This window comes from Caulobacter zeae (genome assembly GCF_002858925.1).
Lineage (GTDB): Bacteria > Pseudomonadota > Alphaproteobacteria > Caulobacterales > Caulobacteraceae > Caulobacter > Caulobacter zeae.
Genome location: NZ_PJRS01000011.1, coordinates 114,618 through 141,093, shown reverse-complemented (window position 1 = coordinate 141,093; position 26,476 = coordinate 114,618). Strand labels below are relative to the sequence as shown.

Here is a 26,476-nt window from a genome sequence, read left to right as displayed (position 1 = left end):
AATGGCCGAACCGGTCACGCCGCCCGCCGCTCCCGACAAGCCGCCCGGAAGACGCCTTCCGTGGCCCGGCGGCCTGTCGGCGCGCCTGCTGCTGCTGACCGCCCTCTTCGTGTTCCTGGCCGGCGCCTTCATCCTGCCGCCGGCCCTGGCCGACCTCGAAAAGCAGTGGCTGCTCGACCGGGTGCGGGCCGCCGAACTGGCCTCGACCATCGCCGACGCCGACCCCGAGCGCCGCGTCACCGACCAGGTCTCGCAACGCCTGCTCGACCAGGCCGGCGTGGTGATCGTGGCCTTGCAGGTGGACGGCGCACGCCGCCTCGTCCTGCCCACCGAGCCGCGCGCCATCGAACAGCCCTACCTGGTCGACCTGCGCGGCCAGAACCCCGGCTCGTGGCTGGCCGCCCCGTTCTTCACCCTCAAGAGCAAGCCCGGCAGCCTGGTGCGGGTGATGGCCGAGCCGCGCTTCCGCCAGGAGGCCGAGTTCGTCGAGATCGTGCTGCCCGACGCCCCGCTGAAAGCCCACCTGATCGCCAACTTCTGGCGCCTGGCGGGCGTGACCCTGTTCGCCGCGGGCCTGGCCGGGGGCCTGATCTACCTGTCGCTGAACTTCCTGCTGGTGCGGCCCATGCAGCGCATCACCAAGGCCATGGAGCGCTTCCGCGCCGATCCCGAGGATCCCGAGGCCCGTGTCGTGGTGTCGCGCCGCCGCGACGAGATCGGCCGCGCCGAGGCCGAACTCGACGCCATGCAGACCGACCTGCGCACCGCCTTGCAGGCCAAGGCCCGCCTGGCGGCCCTGGGCGAGGCGGTGGCCAAGATCAATCACGACCTGCGCAACATGCTGACCAGCGCCCAGATGGCGTCTGACCGCCTGGCCGCCCTGGGCGACCCCAAGGTGGCCCAGGCCCTGCCGCGTCTTGAACGGGCTCTCGACCGCGCCATCACCCTGGCCAGCGACGTCATGGCCTATGGCAAGTCCAAGGAGCCGGCGCCGGTGATCCGCACCGTGGGCCTGCGCGCGGCGCTGGAGATGGCGGCCGAGGATTCCGGCCTCACCCCGCAGGGCGTGGCCCTGGAGACGGTGATCGACCCGCGCGAGCAGATCCAGGCCGACCCCGACCAGCTGCACCGCATCCTCACCAACCTGCTGCGCAACGCCCGCGAGGCCATCGAGGGCGCGCCCGACCGCAGCGGCAAGGGCCGGGTGTTCGTCGAGCTGCGCCGCGCCGACGGCATGAGCCACCTTCGACTGTCGGACGACGGTCCCGGCGTGCCGGCCCGGGCGCGGGCCAACCTGTTCCAGCCGTTCGTGGGTTCGGTGCGCCGCGGCGGCACCGGCCTTGGCCTGGCCATCGCCCGCGAGCTGGCCCAGGGCCACGGCGGGGATCTCGCGCTGGTGGAGACCGGCCCCGGCGGCTCGGTGTTCGACCTGACCCTGGCGGGCGCCCCTGAACCCGCGCCGGCCCCAGAAGAGGGTGAGCCGGCGAAGTCGAAGCCTTAGCCGCCCGAGGAATCCCTCTCTCTTAGAGAGAGGGAGGGGCCCGCCGCGCAGCGGTGGGAGGGTGAGTGGTTTCGTCCTCGCAGAAAAATCCCCATTCCTTTGATTGAAAAGGCGCGAGCGCAGCGTCCAGGCTTTGCTGATGGACAGGACCGCCTACGCCCGCCGCCTTCGTCAGAAGCAAACCCAGGCGGAAAAGACGCTTTGGGCCCTTGTCCGCAACCGTCGCCTCTCAGGCTTCAAGTTCATGCGGCAGATTGCGATCGATCGCTATTTCGCGGACTTCGTCTGCGAGGCGGGCAAGCTGATTGTGGAGCTCGACGGCGCGGCTCATGACGGTCGCGAAGACTATGACGACCAGCGCACCGAAACGCTGCAGCAGCTTGGATACGTGGTGTTGAGGTTCCGCAACGAGCGGGTCCTGGCCGATCCCGGCGGGACCGCCGACGAGCTACTGTCCGCGCTCCGGTCGGCCAGGCCGTAACCACTCACCCTCCCACGCCTTGCGGCGCGGGCCCCTCCCTCTCTCTAAGAGAGAGGGATTCCTTATGGGCAACTTCCACCACAAGGGCGGAAATGACGGGAAATCAGGAGGTCGGAGAGGCTTCGAGCCTCAGACCTCGTACTGCTTGGGCAGGGGCGCGCCCTGCTCGGCCGGCGCCAGGGGCGCGCGTAGCTCGACGGGCTCGCTGGTCATCGCGTCGGGCGCGGACGGCGGGGCCAGAACGCCGGTCGCCAGGACGCCGGCGACCACAAGGCTGCAACTTCCCAGGCCAAGGCCCAGGGCGATGGTCTTCTTCAAGGTCATGCTCAACAGTATCCGCGTCGGGGAGGGCGCTTTTACTCGTAGGGAACCAAGCCTCTGACGTGCCCTGAGGTTCCCAGGTTCCGCCAGACGGATCACATCCGCCTCACGGGCGGACGTGCTTTTGCCTGTAAACCGCCCACAGGTCCAGCATGGGGCGCCTTAAGGGCGATCTCGCCTCATTTGGGCGAACACTGGTTGCAAAGCGCCGCCTTGGCGGGATCGAGCCTCAGGGCTTGGCCGCCGCCGTCGGGGCCTCGGCGGCCCCCTCTTCCTCTTCCAGTTCGACGCCTTCGAAGCGGATCGGCAGGCGGATGCGCTGGCCGTCCACCGGATCGCCTTCCTTGGTCCACGGGTTCATCCGCATGGAGCCGGCCACGATCATCGCCGAAGCAGCGAAGTCCAGACCCGCCGGCTCCTCGCGCGCGGCCTCGCAGTCGGCCAGCCGGCCCTCGATGGTCACCGTGCAGGACACCACGCCCAGGCCGTTCTTCACCCCCGCCTTGCGGGCGGCCTGGGGGAAGGCCATGGCCAGCCCCTCGGCGTCGGCCATCTGGATCCAGCGCGGCTTGGTCAGCTGGCGGCCGGTCGCGCCCGGCGGCCGGAAACGAAACGGCACGTCCACGTGGATCAGCTTGACCATCTTGGCGTCGCCCGGCCCTATCGACACCTTGAAGTGATCAGCCAGCCCGAGAGCCGCCTTGCCGAACCCCTTGCCCTTGGGCAGTTCGGAGATCACCTCGCAGTCGTCCAGCGCGCCGCTTTCCTTGATCCCGCAGCGCAGGGCGGCCTGGCCGTTGTCCTCGCCCGCGGCGGCCTTGGGCCAGGCGGCCTCGACCTGCGCCAGGCTGGGCGCCGACTTCCATGGCGGATCCAGGATCAGCCGCTCCTTGCTGACCGACGCGAAACCGCCCTCGGCCAGGCCCGCCCAGTTGATCGGCACCGTGACCTCGGTCTCGACGCGCTGGCCGGCGCGGATCTTGGGGCTCATCAGGAACTGCGGGGCCAGCGCCAGGGCCGAATGGCCGAAGCCCAGGCCCGCCGGGCTTTCCGACAGCACCGCGCAACGGTCCAGGAAGCCCTCGGTCGTGACCCGGCAGCGGATAACGGCCCGGCCGTCCTTGCCGGCCTTGACCGCGGCGACCGGGAAAACGCCCGCCAGGTCCTGGCCCGTCGGCTTGCGCACCCAGTTCGGATTGGCGTCGCCGGGCGCCAGGAACTCGAGCGAATAGGAGACCTTGCGGCCGATGCTCGAAGCGCCGGCCTCGTCCTTGACCTTGACCTTGTAGCGATCGGCCAGGCCCAGGGCGGCCGCGCCGAAGCCGCGGTTCATCGGGTACTCGCTCAGCACCTTGCAGTCGGCCAGCGCGCCCTTGTCGGCGACCACGCACTCGACCTCGGCGTCACCGGTGACGGTGGCCCCGGCCGGAAACGCGGCCTTGATCTCCGACGCCTTGGGCCGAGCGGCGAACACCAGCCGCCCCTCCTCGGCCGCATTCGAGGACGTGGGAAGACCCGCCAGCACCAGCAGGGCCGCGACCGAACCGAAACGAATGAAAGACACGACGCCCCCTCGGGTCTCGGGCCCCCGCCCGCATACTCGACCCAGGGCTGAGCCATAGCCCAGCCACCCGGCGTCAGCAACCGTGCAAGGCGCGCTCGGCAAGGGTTCCGGCGCGCGCCCGATCCCCTTATGTTCGCCGCCATGACCGACGCCGCCGCGCCCGAATCCGCCCAGACCCGTCCCCTGACCCAGGACGGCCCCGCCCTGCGCCTGTTCCTGGTGGACGGCTCGGCCTATCTGTTCCGCGCCTACCACGCCCTGCCGCCCCTGACCCGCAAGAGCGACGGCCTGCCCGTCGGCGCGGTGCAGGGCTTCTGCAACATGCTGTGGAAGCTGATGCGCGACATGCAGGGCGACGCGCCCACGCACCTGGCGGTGATCTGGGACCACTCGGAAAAGACGTTCCGCAACAAGCTGTACGACCAATACAAGGCCCACCGTCCGCCGGCGCCGGAAGACCTGATCCCGCAGTTCCCGCTGGTGCGCGACGCCACCCGGGCCTTCGGCGTGCCGGCCATCGAGCTGCCCGGCTACGAGGCCGACGACCTGATCGCCGCCTATGCCTGCGCCGCCCGCGACGCCGGCGGCGAGGCCGTCATCGTCTCGTCCGACAAGGACCTGATGCAGCTGGTCGGCGACAGCGTCTCGATGTTCGATCCCATGAAGGGCGTGCGCATCGGCCGAAACGAAGTGTTCGAGAAGTTCGGCGTCTATCCCGAGCAGGTGGTCGACGTGCAGTCGCTGTGCGGCGACAGCGTCGACAACGTTCCGGGAGCTCCCGGCATTGGCGTCAAGACCGCCGCCCAGCTGATCACCGAATACGGCGACCTCGACACGCTGCTGGCCCGCGCCGGCGAGATCAAGCAGCCCAAGCGCCGCGAGACCCTGCTCAACTTCGCCGACCAGATCCGCCTGTCCAAGGCCCTGGTCACGCTGGACTGCAACACTCCCCTGCCCGAGCCGCTGGACGACCTGGTGGTGCGCGAGCCCGACAAGGCCGTGCTGGCCGCCTTCCTCGAGGAGATGGAGTTCCGCACCCTGGCTCGCCGGGTGGGCGACGGCAACGCCGCGGCCGCGCCGCGCACGCTGGAGGCCCGTCCTTCGGACAAGGCCGTGACCGCGCCGGTGACCAGCGTCTCCTACGTCTCGGCCGCCGCCCGCGCCGCGGCCAATCCGGTGGCTGAACCCGTCGCCATCGACACCGCTGCTTACGTCTGCGTGCGCGACCTGCCGACCTTGCAGGTGTGGATCGACAAGGCTCGGGCCAAGGGGATCGTCGCCTTCGACACCGAGACCGACGCCCTGTCGTCGGCCAATGCCGGCCTGTGCGGCGTGTCGCTGGCCATCGCCCCGGGCGAGGCCTGCTACATCCCCGTCAGCCACGAGGACAAGCCGCAGGACGGGGGCCTGGCCTTCGAGGCGCCGGCCAAGCTGGAGCAGATCTCCGAGGAAGAGGCCCTGGCCGCGCTGAAGCCGCTGCTGGAAGACCCGGCGGTGCTGAAGGTGGCCCAGAACGCCAAGTACGACATCGCCGTGATGGCCCGCCGGGGGATCGCCGTCGCCCCGATCGAGGACACCATGCTGATCAGCTACGTGCTGGAAGCAGGCCTGCACGGCCACGGCATGGACGAACTGTCGGAGCTGTGGCTGGGCCACAAGCCCATCCCGTTCAAGGAAGTGGCCGGCACGGGAAAGAGCCAGATCAGCTTCAAGCACGTGGCTCTCGACAAGGCCACGGCCTACGCCGCCGAGGACGCCGACGTCACCCTGCGGCTCTACAACGTCCTGCGTCCTCGCCTGGCGGCCGAGGGCCTGCTGACGGTCTACGAGACCCTCGAGCGGCCGATGCCGGGCGTGCTGGCGACCATGGAGAACGACGGCGTCCGCGTCGATCCGGAGACCCTGCGCCGCCTGTCCAACGAGTTCTCGCTGCGGATGGCCGACTTCGAGGAGCAGGCCCAGAAACTGGCCGGCCGTCCGTTCAACCTGGGCAGCCCCAAGCAGATCGGCGACGTGCTGTTCGGCGAGCTGAACATGAAGGGCGGCAAGAAGACCGCCACGGGCCAGTGGTCCACCGACAGCGACGTGCTGGAAAGCCTGGCCAATGAACACGAGCTGCCGCGCGTGCTGCTCGACTGGCGCCAGCTGTCGAAGCTGAAGGGCACCTATACCGAGAACCTGATCGCCGCGATCAGCGAGCGCACGGGCCGGGTCCACACCTCCTACGCCCTGGCCGCGACCACGACGGGCCGCCTGTCGTCGTCGGACCCGAACCTCCAGAACATCCCGGTCCGCACCGAGGAGGGCCGCAAGATCCGCAAGGCCTTCGTGGCCGAGGCCGGCAAGGTGCTGATCAGCGCCGACTACAGCCAGATCGAGCTGCGCCTCTTGGCCCACATCGGCCAGATCCCGCAACTTCAGCAGGCCTTCCGCGACGGGCTCGACATCCATGCCATGACCGCCTCGGAGATGTTCGACACCCCGATCGAGGGCATGGACCCGCTGATCCGCCGCCGGGCCAAGGCCATCAACTTCGGCATCGTCTACGGCATCAGCGCCTTCGGCCTGGCCAACCAGCTGGGCATCGGCCAGGGCGAGGCCGGAGCCTACATCAAGACCTATTTCGAGCGCTTCCCCGGCATCCAGGCCTATATGGACGCCACCAAGGCCTTCGTGCGCGAGCACGGCTACGTGACCACGATCTTCGGCCGCAAGATCAACATCCCCGACATCCACGCCAAGTCGGTGGGCCAGCGGCAGTTCTCCGAGCGCGCGGCCATCAACGCCCCGATCCAGGGCGCCGCCGCCGACGTCATGCGCCGGGCCATGGCCCGCATGCCCGCCGCGCTCGAGCAGGAAGGCCTGAAGGCCCGCATGCTGCTGCAGGTGCACGACGAACTGGTGTTCGAGGCCCCGCAGGAAGAAGCTGACGCGGTGTGCGCGGTCGCCCGGCGGGTGATGGAGGGCGCGGCCGAGCCGGCCGTGGCGCTTTCCGTGCCCCTGACGGTCGAGGCCCGCGCGGCCCTGAACTGGGACGAGGCTCACTAGATCAGGCCTCGGAGCGAAATATTTTCGGCCCGTCTCTTTGTCGCACCCCGCTCCGCCACAGGTGGAGCGGGGTGTGTTGTTATCAGCGGTAACCCCTTACACGCCGCAACCTGAGGAAGTTGCTGACACCGGGTCGCTGACCATCGGCATATAACCCCGGTCTTGGGGTGCGACGTTCCGCCACACTACGGTTAATCCCGTGGAAACCGCGATCTCGCCAGAGCTTGCAGCGAGGACGTGTGCTGTCGCGCACATCGTCGGGGCAGATATCCGGAGGCGGATCGTGCGGTTTGGTGATTTGAAGATTCCCCAGAAGCTGATGGTCGTGTTCGGCGCGATGCTGGCCGCGATCGTGGCCATGGGCGTTACGCTGTTCATCAACCAGCAGGCCTACAAGGGCTCGGTGCAGCGCACGGCCGTGGCGCACGCCAGCCTGCGCGCCGCCGACACCGCCGCCTTCCGCCTGACCCGCCAGGAGAACTCGCTGCGCGGCTTCCTGCTGTCGGGCGACGCCTACTACGTCGACCGCCTGGAGAACGCCCACAAGCCCAAGTTCGTGGCCGCCCTGGACGAGCTGCGCAAGCTGGCGGGCAAGGACGAGGCCGATCTGGCCCGCATCGCCGCCGTCGACGCCGCCTACGCCGCCTACCGCGCCCAGGCCATCGAGCCGGCCGAGAAGCTGGGGGCCGATCCGGCCACCCGCGCCCAGGCCATCGACCTGGTCAAGCACGACGGCGTCGCCGACAAGGCCGTCGAGCCGGTGGAAGAAGCCATCGAAGCCATCACCACCGACGCCGAAGCCGTCGTCGCCGCCGAGACCGCCGCCCAGGCCGCCGCCTCGCTGCGCAGCACCCTGGTCCTGGCCATCGGCATCGCCGTCACCCTGGCGGTCGCCGTCGGCGGCGGCCTGATGCTGACCGGCGGCATCGCCGCCCCGGTCGCGGCCATGACCACCGCCATGCGCCGCCTAGCCTCGGGCGACAACAGCGTCGCCGTGCCGGCCTCGGGCCGCAAGGACGAGATCGGCGAGATGGCCGGCGCCGTCGCCACCTTCAAGGACGCCGCCATCCACAAGCTGCGTCTGGAAGAGGAAGCCGCCGCCGCCGCCGCCCGCACCGAGCGCGAGCGCGTCGAGCGCGAGGCCGAAAAGGCCGCCGAGGCCGAGGTCGACCGCATCGCCATCACCGCCCTGGCCGAAGCCTTGGGCTCGCTGGCCGACGGCGACCTGACCTACCGCATCAACGCCGAGTTCGCCCCCAAGGCCCAGCAGCTGAAGAGCGACTTCAACGCCGCCGCCGGCCGCCTGCAGGACGCCCTGCGCGGCATCAACGGCGCCACCGGCGGCATCCGCGCCGGTTCCGAGGAGATCGCCCAGGCCTCGGACGACCTGTCGCGCCGCACCGAGCAGCAGGCCGCCAGCCTGGAAGAGACCGCCGCCGCCCTCGACGAGATCACCGCCACCGTCCGCAAGACCGCCGCCGGCGCCAAGGAGGCCTCCAGCGTGGTCGCCGCCGCCCGCGCCGACGCCGAGCGCTCGGGCGCCATCGTCAGCCAGGCGGTCAGCGCGATGGCCGGCATCGAGCAGTCCTCGGGCCAGATCGGCAACATCATCGGGGTGATCGACGAGATCGCCTTCCAGACCAACCTCCTGGCGCTGAACGCCGGCGTCGAAGCGGCGCGGGCGGGTGACGCCGGCAAGGGCTTCGCGGTCGTCGCCCAGGAAGTCCGGGCTCTCGCCCAGCGCTCGGCCGAGGCCGCCAAGGAGATCAAGACCCTGATCTCGACCTCGACCCAGCAGGTCGGCTCGGGCGTGTCGCTGGTCGGCCAGACCGGCGAGGCCCTGCAGCGCATCGTCGAGCAGGTCGCCACCATCGACGCCCTGGTCACCGAGATCGCCGCCTCGGCCACCGAGCAGTCGACCGGCCTGCACCAGGTCAACACCGCCGTGAACCAGATGGACCAGGTCGTTCAGCAGAACGCCGCCATGGTCGAGGAAGCCACCGCCGCCACCCACTCGCTGAAGGGCGAGACCGGCGAGCTGGCCGCCTTGGTCGGCCGCTTCAAGGTCGGCGCCGAGAGCGCCGCCCGCGCCTCGGCCCCGGCCGCGCCCGCCGCCCCGCGCGCCAACCCGGTGCACGCCGCCCAGGCCCGCGCCCAGACCTTCGTCCGCCCGGGCCGCCCCGGCGGCTCGACCGCCCTGGCGACCAAGGTCGACGAGTGGGAAGAGTTCTAAGACCCCAAGGCTTGATCGATAGCGGAAAGGGCGGCTCGCGAGGGCCGCCCTTTTTCGTTGCGCGGGACGACGAGATGAACCACGAACCGAACACCGGTCTCCAGTCGGGGCCGGAGCGTGTCGGGGGACATCGAATGCGACTGCGGATGATCGGGCTGGCGCTGTCAGCCCTGGCGCTGGCCTCCTCGGCGCCTGCGCCTGGGATCCTCCCTCACGAGGTGGTCGACCGGCCGGAATACCGCACTATCTCGCTGGAGTTCGACGCCGTCGACGAAAAGCCCGTCTGCATGCTCGAGGACTGGGTCCTGACCGGCGGACCAGGCGGCGGTCCCGTCGTGCTGGAGGTCGCGGGCAAGCGCTACCCGCTGAAGTCAGGCGCGGTCGGACGCTGCGAGCGCGACTGCGTCGTGCGGCTGGTGAAGGGCTACGCCCAGAACACCCACATTCCCTACGAAGCCTTCGAGCTGCCCGAGGCGCTGGACGAGGCGCCCAAGACCGTCAACGCGACGCTCGTGGCCTCCTCCTGCGAAGGCACCAAGCCGCTGCGCGAGGAAAGCTACAAGGCCACGGAGTGGATGCCGCTAGGATCGAGCGAGCAGGAGATCTGCAGGGTCTTCGGAGAGGTCACGCGCTGGGAGAACCGCGACCGCATCCGCAACGCGCGCCAGATTGGCGAGAGCTCCCGCAAAGTCCCCGACTACGATCGCCAGCAGCTGCCCGGTGGCGCGATCTTCGACTATTACCTGTCGCGGCCGGACGCCGAGATGGCCGATCCGAAGGAATTCAGTCGCGACTTCCGCTTCTATATCCTGGGCGAGCGCGCTCGGGTCGCGGGCGCGCCCAGACTCCGGCAGATGCGTGACTTCCTGATCAGCGCCCTGCCGCCAGCCAGCGAAATTCGCGACTTCGGCGGCGAGGGCGAAAGCGTGCGGTTCAAGCAGAGCAATGCGTTCGGCGTCTACATGCCCGCCATGTGCCGGATGCAGGACCTCTGTCGTCCCCACGGCGTGGTCCGCACCAGCCACAAGCTGCCATGTGGCGACATTCAGGAGCTGCCCCGCTAGAACCAGCCTGCCTCGCGCAGGGCCTTGGCGTAGGCGCGGCTGACCGGGGCCTCGGCGCCGCCGGCCAGGGTCAGCACGGCCCGGCCGTCGCCGCGCCTGGCGTCGACCACCGCCGCGCGCGCCACCCACCACGAGCGGTGGGTCTGGGCGCCCTCAATGCCTTCCAGCTCGGCGATGGCGTCGGACAGGCGCATCAGGATCAGGTCCTCGCCCCTGGAGGTGTGCAGGCGCAGGTAATGGTCCTGGGCCTCGACGGCGTAGAGGGTCGCGCCGCGCAGCCTGGCCGGCAGACGATCCAGAAAGCGCGGCGGCGGCGCCTCGGGGGCGGCCGCGTGGGTCTCGACCGGCTTGCGGGCGACCAGGAAGTTCAGGGCCGTGATCGCCGCGGTGACCGCCAGCACCGGCAGGAAGAACTGCCGCAGGTTTTCCAGCCTCGGCAGGGCGCCGAACATCAGGCTCGACATCGCCCAGACGTAAAGCGTGCCGGGCAAGGCCACGCCCAGGGTGATCGCCGCCCCGCCGACGAACGGCCGGCGCTCGGTCAGGCCGCTGTTCTGCACGATCCCGCTAACGGCCGCCCCGGCCGCCGCGCCCGACCAGCACAGCACCAGCCAGTAGACGAGCCGGATCCACAGCGGCGCGTCCCCGGTGCCGAACGCGCCGGCGAAGGCCAGGAACAGCCCGGCAAGGCCCGCCACCACGACGCCGCGTCCATGCCGCGCCGCCAGGGCCGCCATTCGCGAAGCGTGAACGGCGGGCGGCGGCGATTGGCGAAGCGGAGCCGGCTGCTCACGTAACGGCGATTGAGACACGGCCCCGTCGGCTCCTATCGATCCTGCAACGGCGACGCACCCCGCCGCCGCCCGGAGATCAAGATGCCCCAGACCAGCCTGTCAATGCACGAGCCCCGCGCCCGGCGCTTTCGCTTGCTCGGCGTCGCCGGCGTGCTTGTCGCCACGACGGCCGCGGCCGTCCCCGCCCTGATGCTGCGCGACCGCGGCCTGGACGGGATCGTGCCCCACCTGCCCAACCTGGCCCTGGTGGCGGCCGCGCCGCTGAAGATCCAGATCCACCTGACCGCCGCCGTCACCGCCCTGGTCGTCGGCACGGTGCTGATGATCGGGGTCAAGGGCAGCGCCCTGCATCGCGGCCTGGGCTGGACCTGGGTGGTCGCCATGGCGCTGACCGCCATAAGCTCGCTGTTCATCCACGAGATGAACCACGGCGCCATGAGCTGGATCCACCTGCTGTCGGGCTGGACCATCATCGCCCTGCCGATCGCCGTCTACGCCGCCCGCCGCCACAAGGTCGCCCTGCACCGCCGGTTCATGACCGGCCTGTTCGTCGGCGGGCTGATCGTGGCCGGCGGCTTCGCCTTCATCCCCGGCCGCCTGCTGTGGCGAGTGTTCTTCGGTTGAACGCGTTGTCGTTCCGTCGCCCTCTTCTTCCGTTCGTTTCAAGGATTCCTTTCATGCGTCTTCTCCCGCTGCTGGCCTGCGCCGCCGTGCTCGCCGCTCCCGTCGCCGGCTTCTGCCAGGACATCCCGGTCGTGGCCGCGCCGCCCGCCGCGACCGCCGCCGCAACCTCTGCCGACGCCAGCCTGGTGGTCAGCTTCCCGGCGCTGAAGGCCCACACCGGCGTGCTGCAGGTGGCCGTCTACGACAGCGCCCAGGCCTGGAAGGGCGGCAAGGCGGTGACCTCCGTCACGGTGCCCGCCGCCGAGGCCGCGCCGACCGTCCGCCTGGACCTGCCGGCCGGGACCTACGCCATCCGCGCCTTCCACGACGTCGACGGCGACGGGCGCCTGGGGACCAACCCCTTCGGCCTGCCGGTCGAGCCCTACGGCTTCTCCAACGACGCCAAGGTCAACATGGGCCCGCCGTCCTTCGAGGCCGCCGCCTTCACCGTCGCGCCGGGCGAGAACGCCCAGGCCCTGACCCTGCGCTGAGACCGGGGATGTCGATGGATCGCCGCGCCTTTCTCCGCGCCGCCGGCCTGACCGGGGCCGCCGCCGTGCTCAGCCCCGAGACGGTGTTCGCCGCCGGGGCCGCCGACTGGACCCTGGCCTTTCGCGACGTTGAGGGCGACATCGCGCCGGCCGGCCTGACCCGCCTGCGCGGCAAGGCCCCGGCCGAACTGTCTGGCGCGCTGATCCGCAACGGCCCGGCCAAGTTCCGCCGCCCCGGCGGCTCGGCCGGCCATTGGTTCGACGGCGAGGGGCTGGTGCGGCGCTGGTCGATCCAGGACGGCCAGGCCAGCCTCGCCGCCCGCTTCGTCGACACCCCCAAGCGCCGCGCCAACACGGCGGCCGGGGCGATGGTCACGCCGGGCTTCGGCACCAGGGCCGGTCCGGGCGCGGCCCTGGGCGGCCCCGACGACGCCAACGGCGCCAACACCTCGGTGATGATGGCCGGCGGCGAGCTTTGGGCCCTGTGGGAAGCCGGCTCGCCCTGCGCGCTCGACCCCGCCACGCTGGAGACCAGGGGCTTCAAGACCCTGCGGCCCGACCTCAAGGCCATGCCGTTCCTGGCCCACCCGCGCCGCGAGCCGGACGGCCGGATCTGGAACCTGGGCCTGGCGGGCAAGCACGCCATCGTCTGGCGCTTGGCCGCCGACGGCGCGCTGGAAGACGCCCAGGTCGTGGCCCTGCCGCGCGCCAGCTACGTCCACGACTTCACGGCCACGGAGCGCCATTTGGTGATCGTGCTTCAGCCCTGGATCCAGGAGCGGCTGGAGATGCCCTACATCTCCAGCATGGCCTGGAAGCCGGAACTGGGGACCCAGGTGGTGGTGCTCGACAAGGCCGACCTGACGAAAAGCCGGACCTTCGAGCTGCCGCCGTTCTTCTTCTTCCACCTGGGCGACGCCTGGGAGGACGCGGGCGGCACGATCCGCTTCGACGCCTGCGTCGACGACGATCCGCGCGGCACGGCCTCGGCCGGCGAGCAGCTGCTGCGGGGCGTTCCGTTCACGAACGTCGCCCCGCCGCGCCTGGCGCTCATCACCCTGCACGCCGACGGCAAGGCGCAGCTGACCCGCTTCGACAGCATCGCCGAGTTCCCGCGCTCGGACGAGCGGTTCGCAGGCCGCCCGCGCCGCTACAGCGTCCACGCCGCCGTCGGCGAGCCGGGCAAGCCGGTGTTCCACGGGGTGGCGGTGCGCGACTGGAAGACCGGCCGCGAACAGACCTTCGCCTTCGGCCGCCGCCAGCTGGTCGAGGAGATGGTCTTCGTGCCCCGCCCCGGCTCCAGCGAGGAATTCGACGGCTGGCTGGTGGGTACGAGCCTCAATCTCGACGCCCAGGCCAGCGAGCTGCACGCCTTCGACGCCCGCCGGGTCGCCGACGGTCCGCTGGTCACCTGGCGGGCGAACACGGCCTTGCCTCTGGGATTCCACGGGATTTTCACGGCCTGACCCGACGTCCTCGGAACGGCCGCGCTCTTGCCAGGGCGCCGGAAGCGGGCCTATCCGAGGAACAACGCTGTTCACGGATGGGTCTCTTCCACATGACCGCCGCCAAGACCCGCGCCCGCTCCGGCGGGCGGGGCCGTCCTTCCAAGGCCACGGGCCTCGACTTGAAGGAGACCATCCTCGACTCCGCCGAGGGCCTGTTCGCGCGCCACGGCTTCCACGGCGTGACCACCCGCCAGGTGGCCTCGGAGGCCGGCGTCGACACCGCCCTGATCCACTACTATTTCGGCGCCAAGCGCGAGCTGTTCGACGCGGTGTTCCTGCGCCGGGCCGACATTCTCAACCAGGCCCGCAGCGTCTCGATGAACGCCTATGTCGAGACCTTCGGCGCGCGCATGACGGTGGAGGGGGTGATCACCGCCTTCATCGATCCCCTGCTGCGCATCTCGCAGGAGGGCGGCGGCGGCTGGAAGAGCTATTTCGCCCTCGTGGCCCAGGTGAACAACACCCCGGCCTGGGGCGGCGAGACCATGGCGCGGTTCTTCGACCCGGTCGTCCACCAGCTGGTCGATACGCTGAAGATCGTCCGTCCCGACGCGGAATATCGCGACCTCTACTGGTGCTACCAGTTCCTGACCGGCTCGATGATGCTGGCCCTGTCGGAGACCGGGCGGATCGACACGCTGTCGGAAGGGGTGTGCCATTCCAGCGACCTGGAGGCCGTGCGCGCGCGCCTGTTCGCCTATTGCGCGGCCGGTTTCGAGGCGGTCGTGGCCAGGTCCGGCAAGACCTGACGCAGGCGACCCTCCGCCCGCGGATTACACTTTTCACCACCTGGTGAAAAAAGGCTGGCGCATTTCCTCAACCTAGGTGACAGTGAAGTCGAATTCCCGCGGCGGTGAAATCGTGCGGGAAACGCTGGAAACGAGGCTGCTCCAGACGGCCCGGCCAGCGTGAGGGACGAAACGCATCTAGGTAAGAGGGGCTGTCCATGAAAACGATGTGGAAGGCTGCGCTGCTGGCTGGCGCGGCGTGGGGCGCTGCGAGCAATCTCGCGGTTGCACAGGAACAGGCGACGACGGAGCAAGGCGTCGGCGTCGAAGAGGTGGTCGTCACCGCCCGCCGGCGCGAAGAAACCCTGAAGGACGTGCCGGTGGCCGTCTCGGCCTATGGCGCCGCCGCGCTGGAGCGCATGGGCGCCTCGGACATCACCAGCCTGCAGCAGTCGACGCCGAACCTGACCTTGCAGGTGGCGCGCGGCTCCAACTCGACCCTGATCTCGTTCATCCGCGGCGTCGGCCAGCAGGACCCGCTGTGGGGCTTCGAGCCCGGCGTGGGCCTCTATGTCGACGACGTCTACATCGCCCGTCCGCAGGGCGCGGTGCTCGACGTGTTCGACATCGAGCGCATCGAAGTGCTGCGCGGCCCGCAGGGCACGCTGTACGGCCGCAACACCATCGGCGGCGCGGTCAAGTATGTGACCCGCAAGATCGGCCCGGAGCCGGAACTGCGCCTGAAGGCCTCGCTGGGCAGCTACGACCAGCGCGACTTCCTGGTCTCGGCCAAGGCCCCGATCGGCGACAAGCTGGCGGTCAGCTTCGCCGCCGCCAGCTTCGACCACGACGGCTACGGCAAGAACCTCAACACCGGCGCCGAACACTACGACAAGGACGTCGCCACCGGCCGCGTCAGCGTCGAATACACGCCCACCGACGCGCTGTTCTTTAGGCTGTCGGCCGACACCACCCGCGACAAGTCGAACCCGCGCCACGGCCACCGCGAGGTGCAGGCGCTGAACATCCTGGGCCAGCCGATCCCCGGCGGCGAGGTGCTGCCCGACGTCTACGACACCCGCGCCGGCTCGGGCGACACCAACCGCGTCGAGAACAGCGGCGTGTCGCTGCTGGGCCAGTGGACGATCAACGACCTGATCACCGTCAAGTCGATCACCGCCTACCGCTCGGGCAACACCGAAGGCACCATCGACTTCGACGAACTGCCGGGCGCCTATCTCGACATTCCCGGCCGCTACAACGACCACCAGTTCAGCCAGGAATTCCAGGCGCTGTTCACCGGCGACCGCTGGCAGGGCGTGGCCGGCGTCTACTACATGAACGCCACCGCCGCCGGCGCCTTCGACACCGTGGTCAGCCAGATCAACACCACCATCGCCACCGCCGGCAATGTCGACACCGAGAGCTATTCGGCCTTCGCCGACGTCAGCTACGACCTGACCGAGCGCCTGTCGGTCTCGGTCGGCGGCCGCATGACCCGCGACGAGAAGTACGGCCGCGTCTATCGCCAGAACTTCACCGGCATCCGCAGCCCGCTGTTCGGCAACAACGCCGCCGTGCCCGGCCTGCTGCGCTCGAGCTTCACCAACAAGAAGACCTTCTCGAAGTTCACCCCGCGCCTCAGCGCCAAGTACGAGATCAGCGACGACCTGAACGCCTATGTCTCCTACAGCCAGGGCTTCAAGTCGGGCGGCTTCGACATGCGCTCCGACCAGATCCTGACGCCCAACTCGGCCGACGGCTACGAGCCCGAGACCGTCGACTCGTTCGAAGGCGGCCTGAAGGGCTACTTCTTCGACCGCCGCCTGAGCCTGAACACCGCGGTGTTCTACTCCAAGTACAAGGACATGCAGGTCACCCAGCAGACCCCGGTCGGCGCTTCGATCGCCAGCCAGGTGCTGAACGTCGGCCGCGCCCACATGTCGGGCTTCGAGGTCGAGGGCGTCGCCAAGCTGGCCCACTGGGTCAGCGCCAACGTCTCGCTGGGCTACATCAAGGCCGAGTTCGACGAGTACAAGGCGCTGGACCTGACCTCGACGCCGCCGGTGGTGCGCGACTTCTCCAACTCGCGGGTGTTCCAGAACACCCCGAAGTGGACGGGCAACTTCGGCCTGAACTTCAGCCACGACCTGGGCGACAACGGCTCGATCACCTTCACCCCGACGGCCTCGTACCGCTCGTCCTACCACATGTTCGAGATCCCCTCGGCGCTCGATCAGGGGTCCTACTGGCTCTATGACGCCAGCCTGATCTGGACCTCGGCGCAAGGGCGCTACAAGGCCGCCCTGACCGGCAAGAACCTCGGCGACGAGCGCTATCGCATCGGCGGCTACAACTTCCCGCAGTCGGCGGCCGTGTTCTACGGCAACTCCGTCAGCGCTTTCTACGGCCCGCCGCGCACGGTGACGGCGTCGTTCGAAGTGAAGTTCTAGGCGAACGCCTAGGGCGACGGCTTGCTGCAACAGGCCGTCGCCCTTTTCTTGTCCAGGCTGCACAAAAGCCGAGTTTGATTCCCTGGGGGCATGGCGATGGACGACGGTCGCAAACCTGACGAGGCCGCGCCGGCCCCGAGCTATCGCTACGTGGTGCTGGCCACGCTGATCCTCGTCTACACCCTGAACTTCCTCGACCGGCAGATCCTCGGGATCCTGGCCAAGCCGATCAAGGACGAGTTCGGCCTCACCGACGGCCAGTTCGGCCTGATGGGGGGCCTGGCCTTCGCCCTGCTCTACACCACCCTGGCCATCCCCATCGCCTGGCTGGCCGACCGCTTCAGCCGCGTGTGGATCATGACCGCCGCCCTCACCGTCTGGAGCGGCTTCACGGCCCTTTGCGGCTTCGCCGGCGGGTTCTGGCAGCTGTTCTTCTCGCGCATGGGCGTCGGCGTCGGCGAGGCCGGCGGCGTGGCTCCGGCCTATTCGCTGATCGCCGACTACTTCCCCAAGAGCCAACGGGCCCGCGCCCTGGCCGCCTACGCCTTCGGCATCCCGCTGGGGTCTGGCCTGGGCACGCTGGTCGGCGGCCTGCTGGCCGCCACCTACGGCTGGCGCACGGCCTTCATCGTCGTGGGTCTTCTCGGCGTGGTGCTGGCCCCGATCTTCCGCGCGATCGTCAAGGATCCGCCGCGCGGCGGCGCCGACCGCATCGAGAGCGCCGCGCCCCCGGCCCCGCCCGCGCCGCCCCCGCCGTTCGGCGACGCCGTGCGCCTGCTGGCGGCCAAGCCGTCGTTCTGGCTGCTGTCGTTCGGCGCGGCCGCCTCGTCGGTGTGCGGCTACGGCGTGGCCGCCTGGCTGCCCAGCTTCTTCATGCGCAGCCTTGGCCTGACCCTGTCGCAGACCGCCTGGTACTATTCGGGCATCGCCCTGTTCGGCGGCCTGCTGGGCATCTGGCTGGGCGGCGTGGTGGCCGACAAGCTGGGCGCCAAGTCCAAGTCGGGCTACCCGATCACCCCGGCCATCGCCTTCCTGATCTCGGTGCCCTGCTTCCTGCTGGCCATGAACAGCGGCGCGCTGTTCGGGGGCCTTGGCCGCACCGGCGCGATGACGGCCGCCTTCCTGATCTTCCTGATCCCCACGGGCCTGAACCTGGCGTGGCTGGGCCCCATCACCGCCGCCGTCCAGCACCTGGCCCCGGCCCCGATGCGCACCACCGCCTCGGCCCTGTTCCTGCTGATCAACAACCTGCTCGGCATCGCCGTCGGCATCTACTATTTCGGCCTGGTCTCCGACCTCCTGAAGCCGGTGTTCGGCGCGGAGTCGCTGCGCTGGTCGATCTATACCGGCATGGGCTTCTATCTCGTGGCCGCCGGCCTGTTCTTCCTGGCCAGCAAGCGGCTGGAGAAGGACTGGGTGGACTAGGTCCACCGCCTCCCCATTCCTCTCGTCATTCCCGCCCTTGTGGCGGGAACCCCTCTGTCAGCCGCAAGGGCGAGAGCGGCGGACTGCTGAGCAGTCCGCTTGCGCCTCTCGTGGGAGCGGAACCAAGGGCGGGAATGACGGGAGTGGAGTGGGGGAACGGAAGGCGATCCCCGGCCAAAAAGTCGCAGTCGCTTCAAGGCCGTTCAAGCGCCACCGTTCGGACATGATCGAGGATCATTGCGCCGCCGAAACCGTGTTATCAGCGGTATGAACGGGGCACGGCGCGATGAGCGGCGACGATCGGCACATCTTCCATGATCCCACCGGCAAGCGGCGGCGCAGGTTCACCCTGGCGGCGGGCATAGCCCTGTCGCTGGTGGCGGCCATCGTCGCCGGCTTCCTGGCCACCCTGGCCTTCGCCCCGCGCCTGCCGGCGGTGACGCTGAAGGACCCGCACGTGCTGTCGGCGCTGCACGAGGAGACGGTCCACCGCCTCAAGCCCGGCAAGCCGCCCGCCTGGCGAGCCCTCCCCGCGCCCAAGACCCCGACCACGACCGGCGCGGCCAAGCCGCTCAGCGTCGGCTTCTACGTGCCCTGGGACGAGGACAGCCGCGAGTCCCTGCGCCGGCACATCGCCGGCCTCGATGTCGTCTCGCCGCAGTGGGTGGCGCTGAACGGCCCCAAGGGCCAGATCTCGGTCGACGACGACCCGGTCGGCACGGCCCGCATCGCCGCCGCGCCCAACCACCCGACCGTGCTGCCGCTGGTACACAACTCGGCTAACGCCAGCTTCAACGGCCCGATGGCCGACGCCCTGCTGGCCGACCCGGCCGCCCGCAAGGCGCTGATCGACAACCTGGTCGCCCTGGCCCAGCGGCGCGGCTTCGGCGGCTACATCTTCGACCTCGAGGCCCTGTCGCCCAAGGGCCTGGCCAACTATCCGCTGCTGCTGGACGAAGCCCGCGCGGCCTTCAAGGCCTCGGGCCGCGAGGTCTGGGTCACCGCGCCCTTCGACGAACAGGGCTGGCCGCTCAAGCGCCTGCAGCAGTCGGCCGACACCATCGTGCTGATGGCCTACGACCAGCACTACGGCGGCGGCGATCCCGGCCCCAACGCCGGCCAGGATTGGTACGAAGCCGAGCTCGACAAGCGCTTCGCCACCCTCGACCCGGCCCGCACCGTGCTGGCGCTCGGCGCCTACGGCTACGACTGGACGCTGAAGGCCGACGGGACGGCGGCCAGCGGCGACGCGGCCACCTTCCACGAGGCGATCCGCAACGCCCAGGACGCCGGCGCGGCCATCCGCATGGACGACGACGCCCTCAACCCCACCTACGCCTACGCCGCCGACAACGGCGACAAGCACGTCGTGTGGTTCCTCGACGCGGCCACCCTGTTCAACCAGATCAAGGCCACCGACCCGTTCCGCCCGCGCGGCTATGGCCTGTGGCGGATGGGCGGCGAGGATCCGGGCGTGTGGAGCGTGCTGGGCCAGCCCTACGGCAAGGCGACGGCCGCCGCCCTGGCCCGCATCCCGGCGGGCCAGAGCGTCGACTTCGACGGCGGCGGCGAGGTGCTGCGTGTCTCGTCCCTGCCCACGCCGGGCAAGCGGTCCCTGGAGTTCGACCCCGACACCGGCCTGATCTCGGGCGAGACCTACGACGTGCTGCCCAGCTCCTATGTCATCGAGCGCTACGGCCAGAAGCCGGGCCTGGTGGCCCTGACCTTCGACGACGGCCCCGACCCGCGCTGGACGCCGAAGATCCTCGACATCCTGAAAGCCAAGAACGCGCCGGCCACCTTCTTCGTCATCGGCCAGAACATGCAGAAGCATCCGGGCCTAGTGGAGCGCGAGATCCGCGAAGGCCACGACGTCGGCGGCCACACCTGGACCCACCCCAACATCGGCGAGACGCCGCTGCCCCAGACCCAGGTCGAGCTGAACGCCACCCAGCGCCTGTTCGAGGTGGTCACCGGCCGCTCGATGCGGCTGTTCCGCCCGCCGTTCTTCGGCGACGCCGAGCCCTCGACCCCGCGCGAGGTCGATCCCCTGGTGATCGCCCAGACCCTGGGCTACCTGATCGTCGGCCTGCGGATCGACACCGACGACTGGCAGAAGCCGCCCCCGCAGGTGATCATCGACCGCGCGCTGGACCGCCTGGACCATCCGGGCGCCAACCCCGGGCAGGTGGTGCTGCTGCACGACGCCGGCGGCAATCGCGAGAACACCATCAAGGCCCTGCCCGGCCTGATCGACGGCATCCGCGCCCGCGGCTACCGGCTGGTCACGGTCGGCGAGCTGGCCGGCATGACGCCTGAGCAGGTGATGCCCAAGAGCGAGCGCGATCCCGTCGGCCTGGCGCTGGACCGCCTGGGTTTCGGCTTCTTCCGGGGGCTGAACGCCCTGCTGGTCGGGCTCTTCATCACCGCCATCGCCCTGGGCGTGGCGCGCCTCGTCTTCCTGGCCTGCCTGGCCTTGGTCCACAAGGCGACCGAGCGCACGCCGCAGGATCTGGATCCCGCGAGCGGCCCGCTGGTCAGCGTGCTGATCCCCTGCTTCAACGAGGAAAAGGTGATCGCCGCATCGGTGGCGCGGATCCTGGAGAGCGACTGGACCAATATCGAGGTGCTGGTCCTCGACGACGGCTCCAAGGACCGCACGGCCCAGGAGGTGCGCGACCACTTCGCCGGCGATCCGCGCGTGACGCTGCTGTCGTTCGAGAACGGCGGCAAGGCGCGGGCCGTCAACCGGGGCCTGGCCGTGGCCAGGGGCGAGTATGTCGTGGCCCTGGACGCCGACACCCAGTTCCCCAAGTCGACCATCGGCCGTCTGGTGCGCTGGTTCGCCGACCCGAAGATCGGGGCTGTGGCCGGCAACGCCATCGTCGGCAACCGCCTCAACATCGTCACCCGCTGGCAGGCCCTGGAATATGTCACCGCCCAGAACCTGGAGCGGCGGGCTCTGGCGGCCCTGGGCGCGGTGACCGTCGTGCCGGGCGCGGTCGGGGCCTGGCGCAAGAGCGTGCTCGACGCCCTGGGCGGCTATCCCTCCGACACCCTGGCCGAGGACCAGGACCTGACCATCGCCTGCCAGCGCGCCGGCTGGAAGGTGGCCTTCGACCCGGCCGCCCGCGCCTATACCGAGGCCCCCGACACGGTGTCGGGCCTGCTCAAGCAGCGCTTCCGCTGGTCGTTCGGCACCCTGCAATGCGTGTGGAAGCATCGCGCGGCGCTGTTCAACCCCAAGACCCCGGTGCTGGGCTTCGTGGCCCTGCCGCAGATCTGGCTGTTCCAGATCCTCCTGGCCGTGGCGGCGCCGCTCGTGGACCTGGCCGTGGTCTGGAGCCTGGTGTCGGGCCTCTACGCCGCGCTCGCCCACCCGCTGGAATGGCGGCCCGACGACATGGTGCGCGGCCTGCTCTACTGGGCGGTGTTCATTCTCGTCGACCTGTCGGCCGGCGCCCTGGGCATGGCCCTGGAGAAGCGCGCGCCGTGGGCCGACCTGCCCTACCTGCCGGTGCAGCGCTTCGGCTACCGCCAGCTGATGTACTACGTGGTGGTGAAATCGGTGCTGACCGCCGTGCGCGGCGGCCGGGTGGGCTGGGGCAAACTGGAACGCCGCGCGACCGTGGCGGTGAAGTGAAGCAAGAACCTCCCCCATCCCTGAAAAACCTCTCCCAGAGGGAGAGGGAGGGGCCCATGCGCAGCATGGGAGGTTGAGGGGTTTGAGCCTATCCGGACAGGGCTGTGACCGAGGGATGATGGGACCGCAGGCGGTTTACCCCCTCACCCTCCCACGCCTATCGGCGCGGGCCCCTCCCTCTCCCCATGGGAGAGGTTTTGGGTTTACGCCCGCCGCCTCGCGGCTTGCGCGCCCGTCCCGCCGCTGCTGACCTCGAACCGCGACACCAGCTGCGCCAGCTCGCCGGCTTCCAGCTTCAGGCTGGCCGAGGCGACGGTGGCTTCCTCGACCATGGCCGAGTTGCGCTGGGTGACCTCGTCCATGCGGTTGACGGCGGTGTTGACCTCCGACAGGCCCGTGGCCTGCTCGCGCGAGGACTGGGCGATCTCCAGGATCAGGCCGTCGATCTTGCCGACCTTGTCGACGATCGTGGCCAGGGCCTCGCCCGTCTCGCCGACCAGCCGCACGCCGCGGCCGACCTGCGAGGTGCTCCTGGCGATCAGGGCCTTGATCTCCTTGGCGGCTTCCGCCGAGCGCTGGGCCAGGGCCCGCACTTCCGAGGCCACGACCGCAAAGCCCTTGCCGGCGTCGCCCGCCCGCGCGGCCTCGACCCCGGCGTTGAGGGCCAAGAGGTTGGTCTGGAACGCGATCTCGTCGATCACCCCGATGATGCTGGTGATCTTGCCAGAGCTTTCCTCGATCTCGCCCATGGCCGCGACGGCCTCGCCGACGATCTCGCCCGAGCGGGTGGCGTCGATGCGGGCGGCCGAAGCCACCTGCGAGACCTCGCGCGCGCCCTCGGCGCTGCGGTTGACCGTGGCGGTGATCTGGTCGAGGGCGGCGGCGGCCTCCTCCAGGTTCGAGGCCTGGATCTCGGTGCGGCGCGACAGGTCGTCGGCGGCGATCGAGATCTCCTGCGCCCCGGCCCCGACGCTCTGGGTGGCCGAGGCCACCACGCCCATGGCGCCGTCCAGCGCCGACATCGCGCTGTTGAAGTCGTCGCGCACCTTGGCGAACTGCGGATCGACCGGCCTGTCGATGCGATAGGTCAGGTTGTTGCGGGCCAGTTGGTCCAGCCCCGTGGCGATGGCGTTGACCGCCTCGACCCGACCGGTGACCACCGTGGCGAACTTCACGACCTTGGCGATGCGGCGCTTGTGGTCGAAGATCGGGTTGTACGAGGCCTGGATCCACACCTCGCGCCCGCCCTTGCCCAGGCGCTTGAACTCGGCGGCGACGAACTCGCCGGCGTTCAGCCGGGCCCAGAAGGCGGCGTAGCCCGGCGCATTGGCCTCGGCCGGCTCGACGAACATCCGGTGATGGCGGCCCTGGATCTCGCCCAGCGTATAGCCCAGGGCGTCGAGGAAGTTCTGGTTGGCGGTCAGGATCTCGCCGGCCGGGGTGAACTCGATCACCGCCTGGGCCCGGCCGATGGCCTCCATCTTGCCGTGCTGCTCGGCGGCGCGGCGCTTCTGCTCGGTGATGTCGGTGGCGATCTTGACGATCCGGCTCACCGCGCCGCGCGCGTCGCGGATCGGATTGTACGAGGCCTGGATCCACACCTCGCGGCCGTCCTTGCCCACCCGCAGATACTCGCGGGCGTCGAATTCGCCCCGCCCGAGCTTGGCCCAGAACGCCGCGTAGTCGCCGCTGGCCGCATAGTCGGGCTCGACGAACAGGCTGTGGTGCTGGCCGACGATTTCGGCCAGGTCGTAGCCCATGGCCGAGCAGAAATTCGCGTTCGCCGTCAGGATCCGGCCCTTGGGATCGAATTCGATGGTCGCCAGCGAGCGGTCGAGAGCCGCCAGGGTCAGGGCGGCCTGAACTTGCGAGCGGTTGAACATGGAAGCCCTTCCAATGCCGATCCAGGGTTTTCCATAGATCGCTTCAGGCAAGGAGAAGCTTCGGGACGGTCAATAAATGATTGATACTTTCAAGACTGAAGGTCGCGCCGAGTATATCCTGCCCCGGTTTTCCGATTTCGCACAAAATGCATCGTATCTAAGTCGTTGTTTTTCCGACGCTCGTCGCACGCCGGTCGGCGACCGCAGCAATACTTCGTCACGAAGTGCGGCATATGCGCCTTCGCGTCGAAGACTGCACAATCGCAGCGCACAAACGCCATCGGTTCGCGATTGAAGTGAGCGCTAACATCGTTATCTCGCTTCTCCCACGTCCCTCAACGCCTTGCTGGCCTGGGGCTGTGGACGATTTGCCAAAAGATCAGGCTTTTCGATCGTTCGGCCCAGGAAGGCGGCGCCGTTGTCCGTTCGGACAACGGATCGAAAATATGGGGGCGCCTTATCGTCCAAGTGCGGTTGCGCCTGCGAAATCACGCTCCTATAACGCCGCCACATTCAAGAACCGTCGCGGAAGACCGGTCCCCTCATGAACATTCACGAGCATCAAGCCAAAGCCGTCCTCGCGGAGTTCGGCGCCCCCGTCCCGCGTGGCTTCGCGGCGTTCACCGTCGATGAAGCCGTCGCCGCCGCCGAGAAGCTGGGCGGTCCGGTCTTCGTCGTGAAGAGCCAGATCCACGCCGGCGGCCGCGGCAAGGGCAAGTTCGAGGGCCTCGGCCCCGACGCCAAGGGCGGCGTCCGCGTCGTCAAGTCGGTCGAGGACGTCAAGACCAACGCCGCCGAAATGCTCGGCCGCGTGCTGGTGACGCACCAGACCGGCCCCAAGGGCAAGCAGGTCAACCGCCTCTACATCGAAGAAGGCGCGGCGATCGCCAAGGAATTCTACCTGTCGCTGCTGGTCGACCGTGAAACCTCGATGGTTTCGGTGGTCGCCTCGACCGAAGGCGGCATGGACATTGAAGACGTGGCCCACGCCACGCCGGAGAAGATCCACTCGTTCTCGATCGACCCCGCCACCGGCGTGTGGCCGACCCACCAGCGCGCGCTGGCCAAGGCCCTGGGCCTGACCGGCGGCCTGGCCAAGGAAGCCGCCGTGCTGCTGACGCAGCTCTACACGGCGTTCCTGGCCAAGGACATGGCGATGCTGGAGATCAACCCGCTGATCGTCACCGCCGACGACCACCTGCGCGTCCTGGACGCCAAGCTGTCGTTCGACGGCAACTCGCTGTTCCGCCACCCGGACATCCGCGCCCTGCGCGACGAGAGCGAAGAAGACCCCAAGGAAATCGAAGCCTCGAAGTACGACCTGGCCTACATCGCCCTCGACGGCGAAATCGGCTGCATGGTCAACGGCGCCGGCCTGGCCATGGCCACCATGGACATCATCAAGCTGTACGGCGCCGAGCCGGCCAACTTCCTCGATGTCGGCGGCGGCGCGTCCAAGGAGAAGGTCACCGCGGCCTTCAAGATCATCACCGCCGATCCGGCCGTGAAGGGCATCCTGGTCAACATCTTCGGCGGCATCATGCGCTGCGACATCATCGCGGAAGGCGTCATCGCCGCCGTGAAGGAAGTCGGCCTGACCGTCCCGCTCGTCGTTCGCCTGGAAGGCACCAACGTCGAACTGGGTAAGAAAATCATCTCGGAAAGCGGCCTGAACGTCATCGCCGCCAACGATCTGTCTGACGGCGCCGAGAAGATCGTCGCGGCCGTGAAGGGTGCTCGCTAATCATGTCGATCCTCATCGGTTCTGAAACCAAGGTCATCACCCAGGGCTTCACCGGCGCCCAGGGCACGTTCCACTCGGAACAAGCCATCGCCTACGGCACCAAGATGGTCGGCGGCGTCACCCCCGGTAAGGGCGGCCAGACGCACATCGGCCTGCCGGTGTTCGACACCGTCGGCGAAGCCAAGGAAGCCACCGGCGCCGACGCCTCGGTGATCTACGTTCCGCCGCCCTTCGCGGCCGACTCGATCCTGGAAGCCATCGACGCGGAAATCCCGCTGATCGTCTGCATCACCGAAGGCATCCCGGTGCTGGACATGGTGCGCGTGAAGAAGGCGCTGCAAGGCTCCAAGTCGCGCCTGATCGGCCCGAACTGCCCCGGCGTCCTGACCCCGAACCAGTGCAAGATCGGCATCATGCCGGGTTCGATCTTCTCGGAAGGCTCGGTCGGCGTCGTGTCGCGTTCGGGCACCCTGACCTACGAAGCCGTGTTCCAGACCACCAACGCGGGCCTGGGCCAAACCACGGCCGTCGGCATCGGCGGCGACCCGGTCAAGGGCACCGAGTTCATCGACGTGCTGGAACTGTTCCTGGCCGACGAAGCCACCAAGTCGATCGTCATGATCGGTGAAATCGGCGGCTCGGCCGAAGAAGAAGCGGCCCAGTTCCTGAAGGACGAAGCCAAGCGCGGCCGCAAGAAGCCTATGGTCGGCTTCATCGCCGGTCGCACGGCGCCTCCGGGCCGTCACATGGGTCACGCCGGCGCCATCATCTCGGGCGGCAAGGGCGGCGCCGAGGACAAGATCGCTGCGATGGAAGAAGCGGGCATCCGCGTCTCGCCGTCGCCGGCGAAGCTGGGCGAGACCCTGCTCGAAGTCCTCAAGGGCTAAAGACTAGACTACCGAAACCCCGCCCTGCGCGGGGCCCAGGTTTTT

18 protein-coding genes are annotated in these 26,476 nt (G+C 69.3%); 14 read left to right on the top strand and 4 right to left on the bottom strand.

The features are described 5' to 3' along the window. The first annotated feature begins 1 nt into the window (after position 1). Positions 2 to 1,501: a sensor histidine kinase gene (locus tag SGCZBJ_RS05355; RefSeq protein ID WP_101716987.1), complete on the top strand. Its 1,500-nt coding sequence runs from the start codon at positions 2 to 4 to the stop codon at positions 1,499 to 1,501. Positions 1,502 to 1,640: 139 nt separating this feature from the next. Beyond that, positions 1,641 to 1,982 (top strand): endonuclease domain-containing protein, encoded by a 342-nt coding sequence (locus SGCZBJ_RS05350; RefSeq protein ID WP_101716986.1) that lies wholly within the window; start codon positions 1,641 to 1,643, stop codon positions 1,980 to 1,982. A gap of 129 nt (positions 1,983 to 2,111) precedes the next feature. Here SGCZBJ_RS05350 and SGCZBJ_RS05345 read toward each other — a convergent pair whose 3' ends face one another. Then, the gene (locus tag SGCZBJ_RS05345; RefSeq protein ID WP_101716985.1) at positions 2,112 to 2,306 is read right to left on the bottom strand and encodes a hypothetical protein; all 195 of its coding nucleotides are present in this window, start codon (positions 2,304 to 2,306) and stop codon (positions 2,112 to 2,114) included. Positions 2,307 to 2,532: 226 nt separating this feature from the next. Then, on the bottom strand, positions 2,533 to 3,867 hold the full coding sequence (locus SGCZBJ_RS05340; protein WP_101716984.1) for a TonB family protein: 1,335 nt from the start codon (positions 3,865 to 3,867) through the stop codon (positions 2,533 to 2,535). Positions 3,868 to 4,008: 141 nt separating this feature from the next. Between SGCZBJ_RS05340 and polA the strand changes: the two genes are divergently transcribed. The 3 genes from polA (at position 4,009) to SGCZBJ_RS05325 (ending at position 10,212) form a co-directional block, all read left to right on the top strand. Further along, a complete protein-coding gene (polA, locus tag SGCZBJ_RS05335) occupies positions 4,009 to 6,915 on the top strand; it encodes a DNA polymerase I (RefSeq protein WP_205685330.1) in 2,907 nt (968 codons plus the stop codon). Positions 6,916 to 7,198: 283 nt separating this feature from the next. Continuing rightward, positions 7,199 to 9,148, top strand: coding sequence for a methyl-accepting chemotaxis protein (locus SGCZBJ_RS05330; protein WP_101716982.1), 1,950 nt, complete (start codon positions 7,199 to 7,201; stop codon positions 9,146 to 9,148). 134 nt (positions 9,149 to 9,282) lie between these two features. Continuing rightward, positions 9,283 to 10,212, top strand: coding sequence for a hypothetical protein (locus tag SGCZBJ_RS05325; RefSeq protein ID WP_133149193.1), 930 nt, complete (start codon positions 9,283 to 9,285; stop codon positions 10,210 to 10,212). Here SGCZBJ_RS05325 and SGCZBJ_RS05320 read toward each other — a convergent pair. Then, the gene (locus tag SGCZBJ_RS05320; protein WP_101716980.1) at positions 10,209 to 10,949 is read right to left on the bottom strand and encodes a LytTR family DNA-binding domain-containing protein; all 741 of its coding nucleotides are present in this window, start codon (positions 10,947 to 10,949) and stop codon (positions 10,209 to 10,211) included. The genes SGCZBJ_RS05325 and SGCZBJ_RS05320 overlap by 4 nt on opposite strands. 138 nt (positions 10,950 to 11,087) lie before the next feature. Here SGCZBJ_RS05320 and SGCZBJ_RS05315 point away from each other — a divergent pair, with 138 nt between their 5' ends. From SGCZBJ_RS05315 to SGCZBJ_RS05285, 7 genes are all read left to right on the top strand, one after another. Then, positions 11,088 to 11,630 carry a DUF2306 domain-containing protein gene (locus SGCZBJ_RS05315; RefSeq protein WP_117590365.1) on the top strand — a complete coding sequence of 181 codons (543 nt, stop codon included), beginning with the start codon at positions 11,088 to 11,090 and terminating at the stop codon, positions 11,628 to 11,630. Between the two features lie 53 nt (positions 11,631 to 11,683). Then, positions 11,684 to 12,160 (top strand): DUF2141 domain-containing protein, encoded by a 477-nt coding sequence (locus SGCZBJ_RS05310; RefSeq protein ID WP_101716979.1) that lies wholly within the window; start codon positions 11,684 to 11,686, stop codon positions 12,158 to 12,160. 14 nt (positions 12,161 to 12,174) lie between these two features. Beyond that, positions 12,175 to 13,626 (top strand): carotenoid oxygenase family protein, encoded by a 1,452-nt coding sequence (locus tag SGCZBJ_RS05305; protein ID WP_101717253.1) that lies wholly within the window; start codon positions 12,175 to 12,177, stop codon positions 13,624 to 13,626. Between the two features lie 92 nt (positions 13,627 to 13,718). Beyond that, the gene (locus tag SGCZBJ_RS05300; protein ID WP_101717252.1) at positions 13,719 to 14,417 is read left to right on the top strand and encodes a TetR/AcrR family transcriptional regulator; all 699 of its coding nucleotides are present in this window, start codon (positions 13,719 to 13,721) and stop codon (positions 14,415 to 14,417) included. A 197-nt stretch (positions 14,418 to 14,614) separates the two neighbouring features. Further along, on the top strand, positions 14,615 to 16,849 hold the full coding sequence (locus SGCZBJ_RS05295; protein ID WP_101716978.1) for a TonB-dependent receptor: 2,235 nt from the start codon (positions 14,615 to 14,617) through the stop codon (positions 16,847 to 16,849). A gap of 96 nt (positions 16,850 to 16,945) precedes the next feature. Then, a complete protein-coding gene (locus SGCZBJ_RS05290) occupies positions 16,946 to 18,274 on the top strand; it encodes a spinster family MFS transporter (protein ID WP_101717251.1) in 1,329 nt (442 codons plus the stop codon). A gap of 286 nt (positions 18,275 to 18,560) precedes the next feature. Next, complete coding sequence (locus SGCZBJ_RS05285) at positions 18,561 to 21,917, top strand: glycosyltransferase (RefSeq protein WP_101716977.1); 3,357 nt, start codon at positions 18,561 to 18,563, stop codon at positions 21,915 to 21,917. A 203-nt stretch (positions 21,918 to 22,120) separates the two neighbouring features. Here the strand turns inward: SGCZBJ_RS05285 and SGCZBJ_RS05280 are convergent, their stop codons facing one another. After that, positions 22,121 to 23,800 (bottom strand): methyl-accepting chemotaxis protein, encoded by a 1,680-nt coding sequence (locus SGCZBJ_RS05280; protein WP_101716976.1) that lies wholly within the window; start codon positions 23,798 to 23,800, stop codon positions 22,121 to 22,123. 544 nt (positions 23,801 to 24,344) lie between these two features. On the opposite strand from SGCZBJ_RS05280, the gene sucC reads away from it, so the two are divergent. Further along, entirely contained in the window at positions 24,345 to 25,544 is a 1,200-nt protein-coding gene (gene sucC, locus SGCZBJ_RS05275; protein WP_101716975.1) for an ADP-forming succinate--CoA ligase subunit beta, read from the top strand. Between the two features lie 2 nt (positions 25,545 to 25,546). After that, positions 25,547 to 26,431: a succinate--CoA ligase subunit alpha gene (gene sucD, locus SGCZBJ_RS05270; protein WP_058348626.1), complete on the top strand. Its 885-nt coding sequence runs from the start codon at positions 25,547 to 25,549 to the stop codon at positions 26,429 to 26,431. The last annotated feature ends 45 nt before the right edge of the window (positions 26,432 to 26,476 follow it).

What these genes read in the sequence shown, in the direction of transcription:
- SGCZBJ_RS05355 (WP_101716987.1), top strand. Translation starts at nt 2, where the DNA reads ATGGCCGAACCGGTCACGCCGCCCGCCGCTCCCGACAAGCCGCCCGGA.
- SGCZBJ_RS05350 (WP_101716986.1), top strand. Translation starts at nt 1,641, where the DNA reads ATGGACAGGACCGCCTACGCCCGCCGCCTTCGTCAGAAGCAAACCCAG.
- SGCZBJ_RS05345 (WP_101716985.1), bottom strand. Translation starts at nt 2,306, where the DNA reads ATGACCTTGAAGAAGACCATCGCCCTGGGCCTTGGCCTGGGAAGTTGC.
- polA (WP_205685330.1), top strand. Translation starts at nt 4,009, where the DNA reads ATGACCGACGCCGCCGCGCCCGAATCCGCCCAGACCCGTCCCCTGACC.
- SGCZBJ_RS05325 (WP_133149193.1), top strand. Translation starts at nt 9,283, where the DNA reads ATGCGACTGCGGATGATCGGGCTGGCGCTGTCAGCCCTGGCGCTGGCC.
- SGCZBJ_RS05320 (WP_101716980.1), bottom strand. Translation starts at nt 10,949, where the DNA reads ATGGCGGCCCTGGCGGCGCGGCATGGACGCGGCGTCGTGGTGGCGGGC.
- SGCZBJ_RS05315 (WP_117590365.1), top strand. Translation starts at nt 11,088, where the DNA reads ATGCCCCAGACCAGCCTGTCAATGCACGAGCCCCGCGCCCGGCGCTTT.
- SGCZBJ_RS05310 (WP_101716979.1), top strand. Translation starts at nt 11,684, where the DNA reads ATGCGTCTTCTCCCGCTGCTGGCCTGCGCCGCCGTGCTCGCCGCTCCC.
- SGCZBJ_RS05305 (WP_101717253.1), top strand. Translation starts at nt 12,175, where the DNA reads ATGGATCGCCGCGCCTTTCTCCGCGCCGCCGGCCTGACCGGGGCCGCC.
- SGCZBJ_RS05300 (WP_101717252.1), top strand. Translation starts at nt 13,719, where the DNA reads ATGACCGCCGCCAAGACCCGCGCCCGCTCCGGCGGGCGGGGCCGTCCT.
- SGCZBJ_RS05295 (WP_101716978.1), top strand. Translation starts at nt 14,615, where the DNA reads ATGAAAACGATGTGGAAGGCTGCGCTGCTGGCTGGCGCGGCGTGGGGC.
- SGCZBJ_RS05290 (WP_101717251.1), top strand. Translation starts at nt 16,946, where the DNA reads ATGGACGACGGTCGCAAACCTGACGAGGCCGCGCCGGCCCCGAGCTAT.
- SGCZBJ_RS05285 (WP_101716977.1), top strand. Translation starts at nt 18,561, where the DNA reads ATGAGCGGCGACGATCGGCACATCTTCCATGATCCCACCGGCAAGCGG.
- SGCZBJ_RS05280 (WP_101716976.1), bottom strand. Translation starts at nt 23,800, where the DNA reads ATGTTCAACCGCTCGCAAGTTCAGGCCGCCCTGACCCTGGCGGCTCTC.
- sucC (WP_101716975.1), top strand. Translation starts at nt 24,345, where the DNA reads ATGAACATTCACGAGCATCAAGCCAAAGCCGTCCTCGCGGAGTTCGGC.
- sucD (WP_058348626.1), top strand. Translation starts at nt 25,547, where the DNA reads ATGTCGATCCTCATCGGTTCTGAAACCAAGGTCATCACCCAGGGCTTC.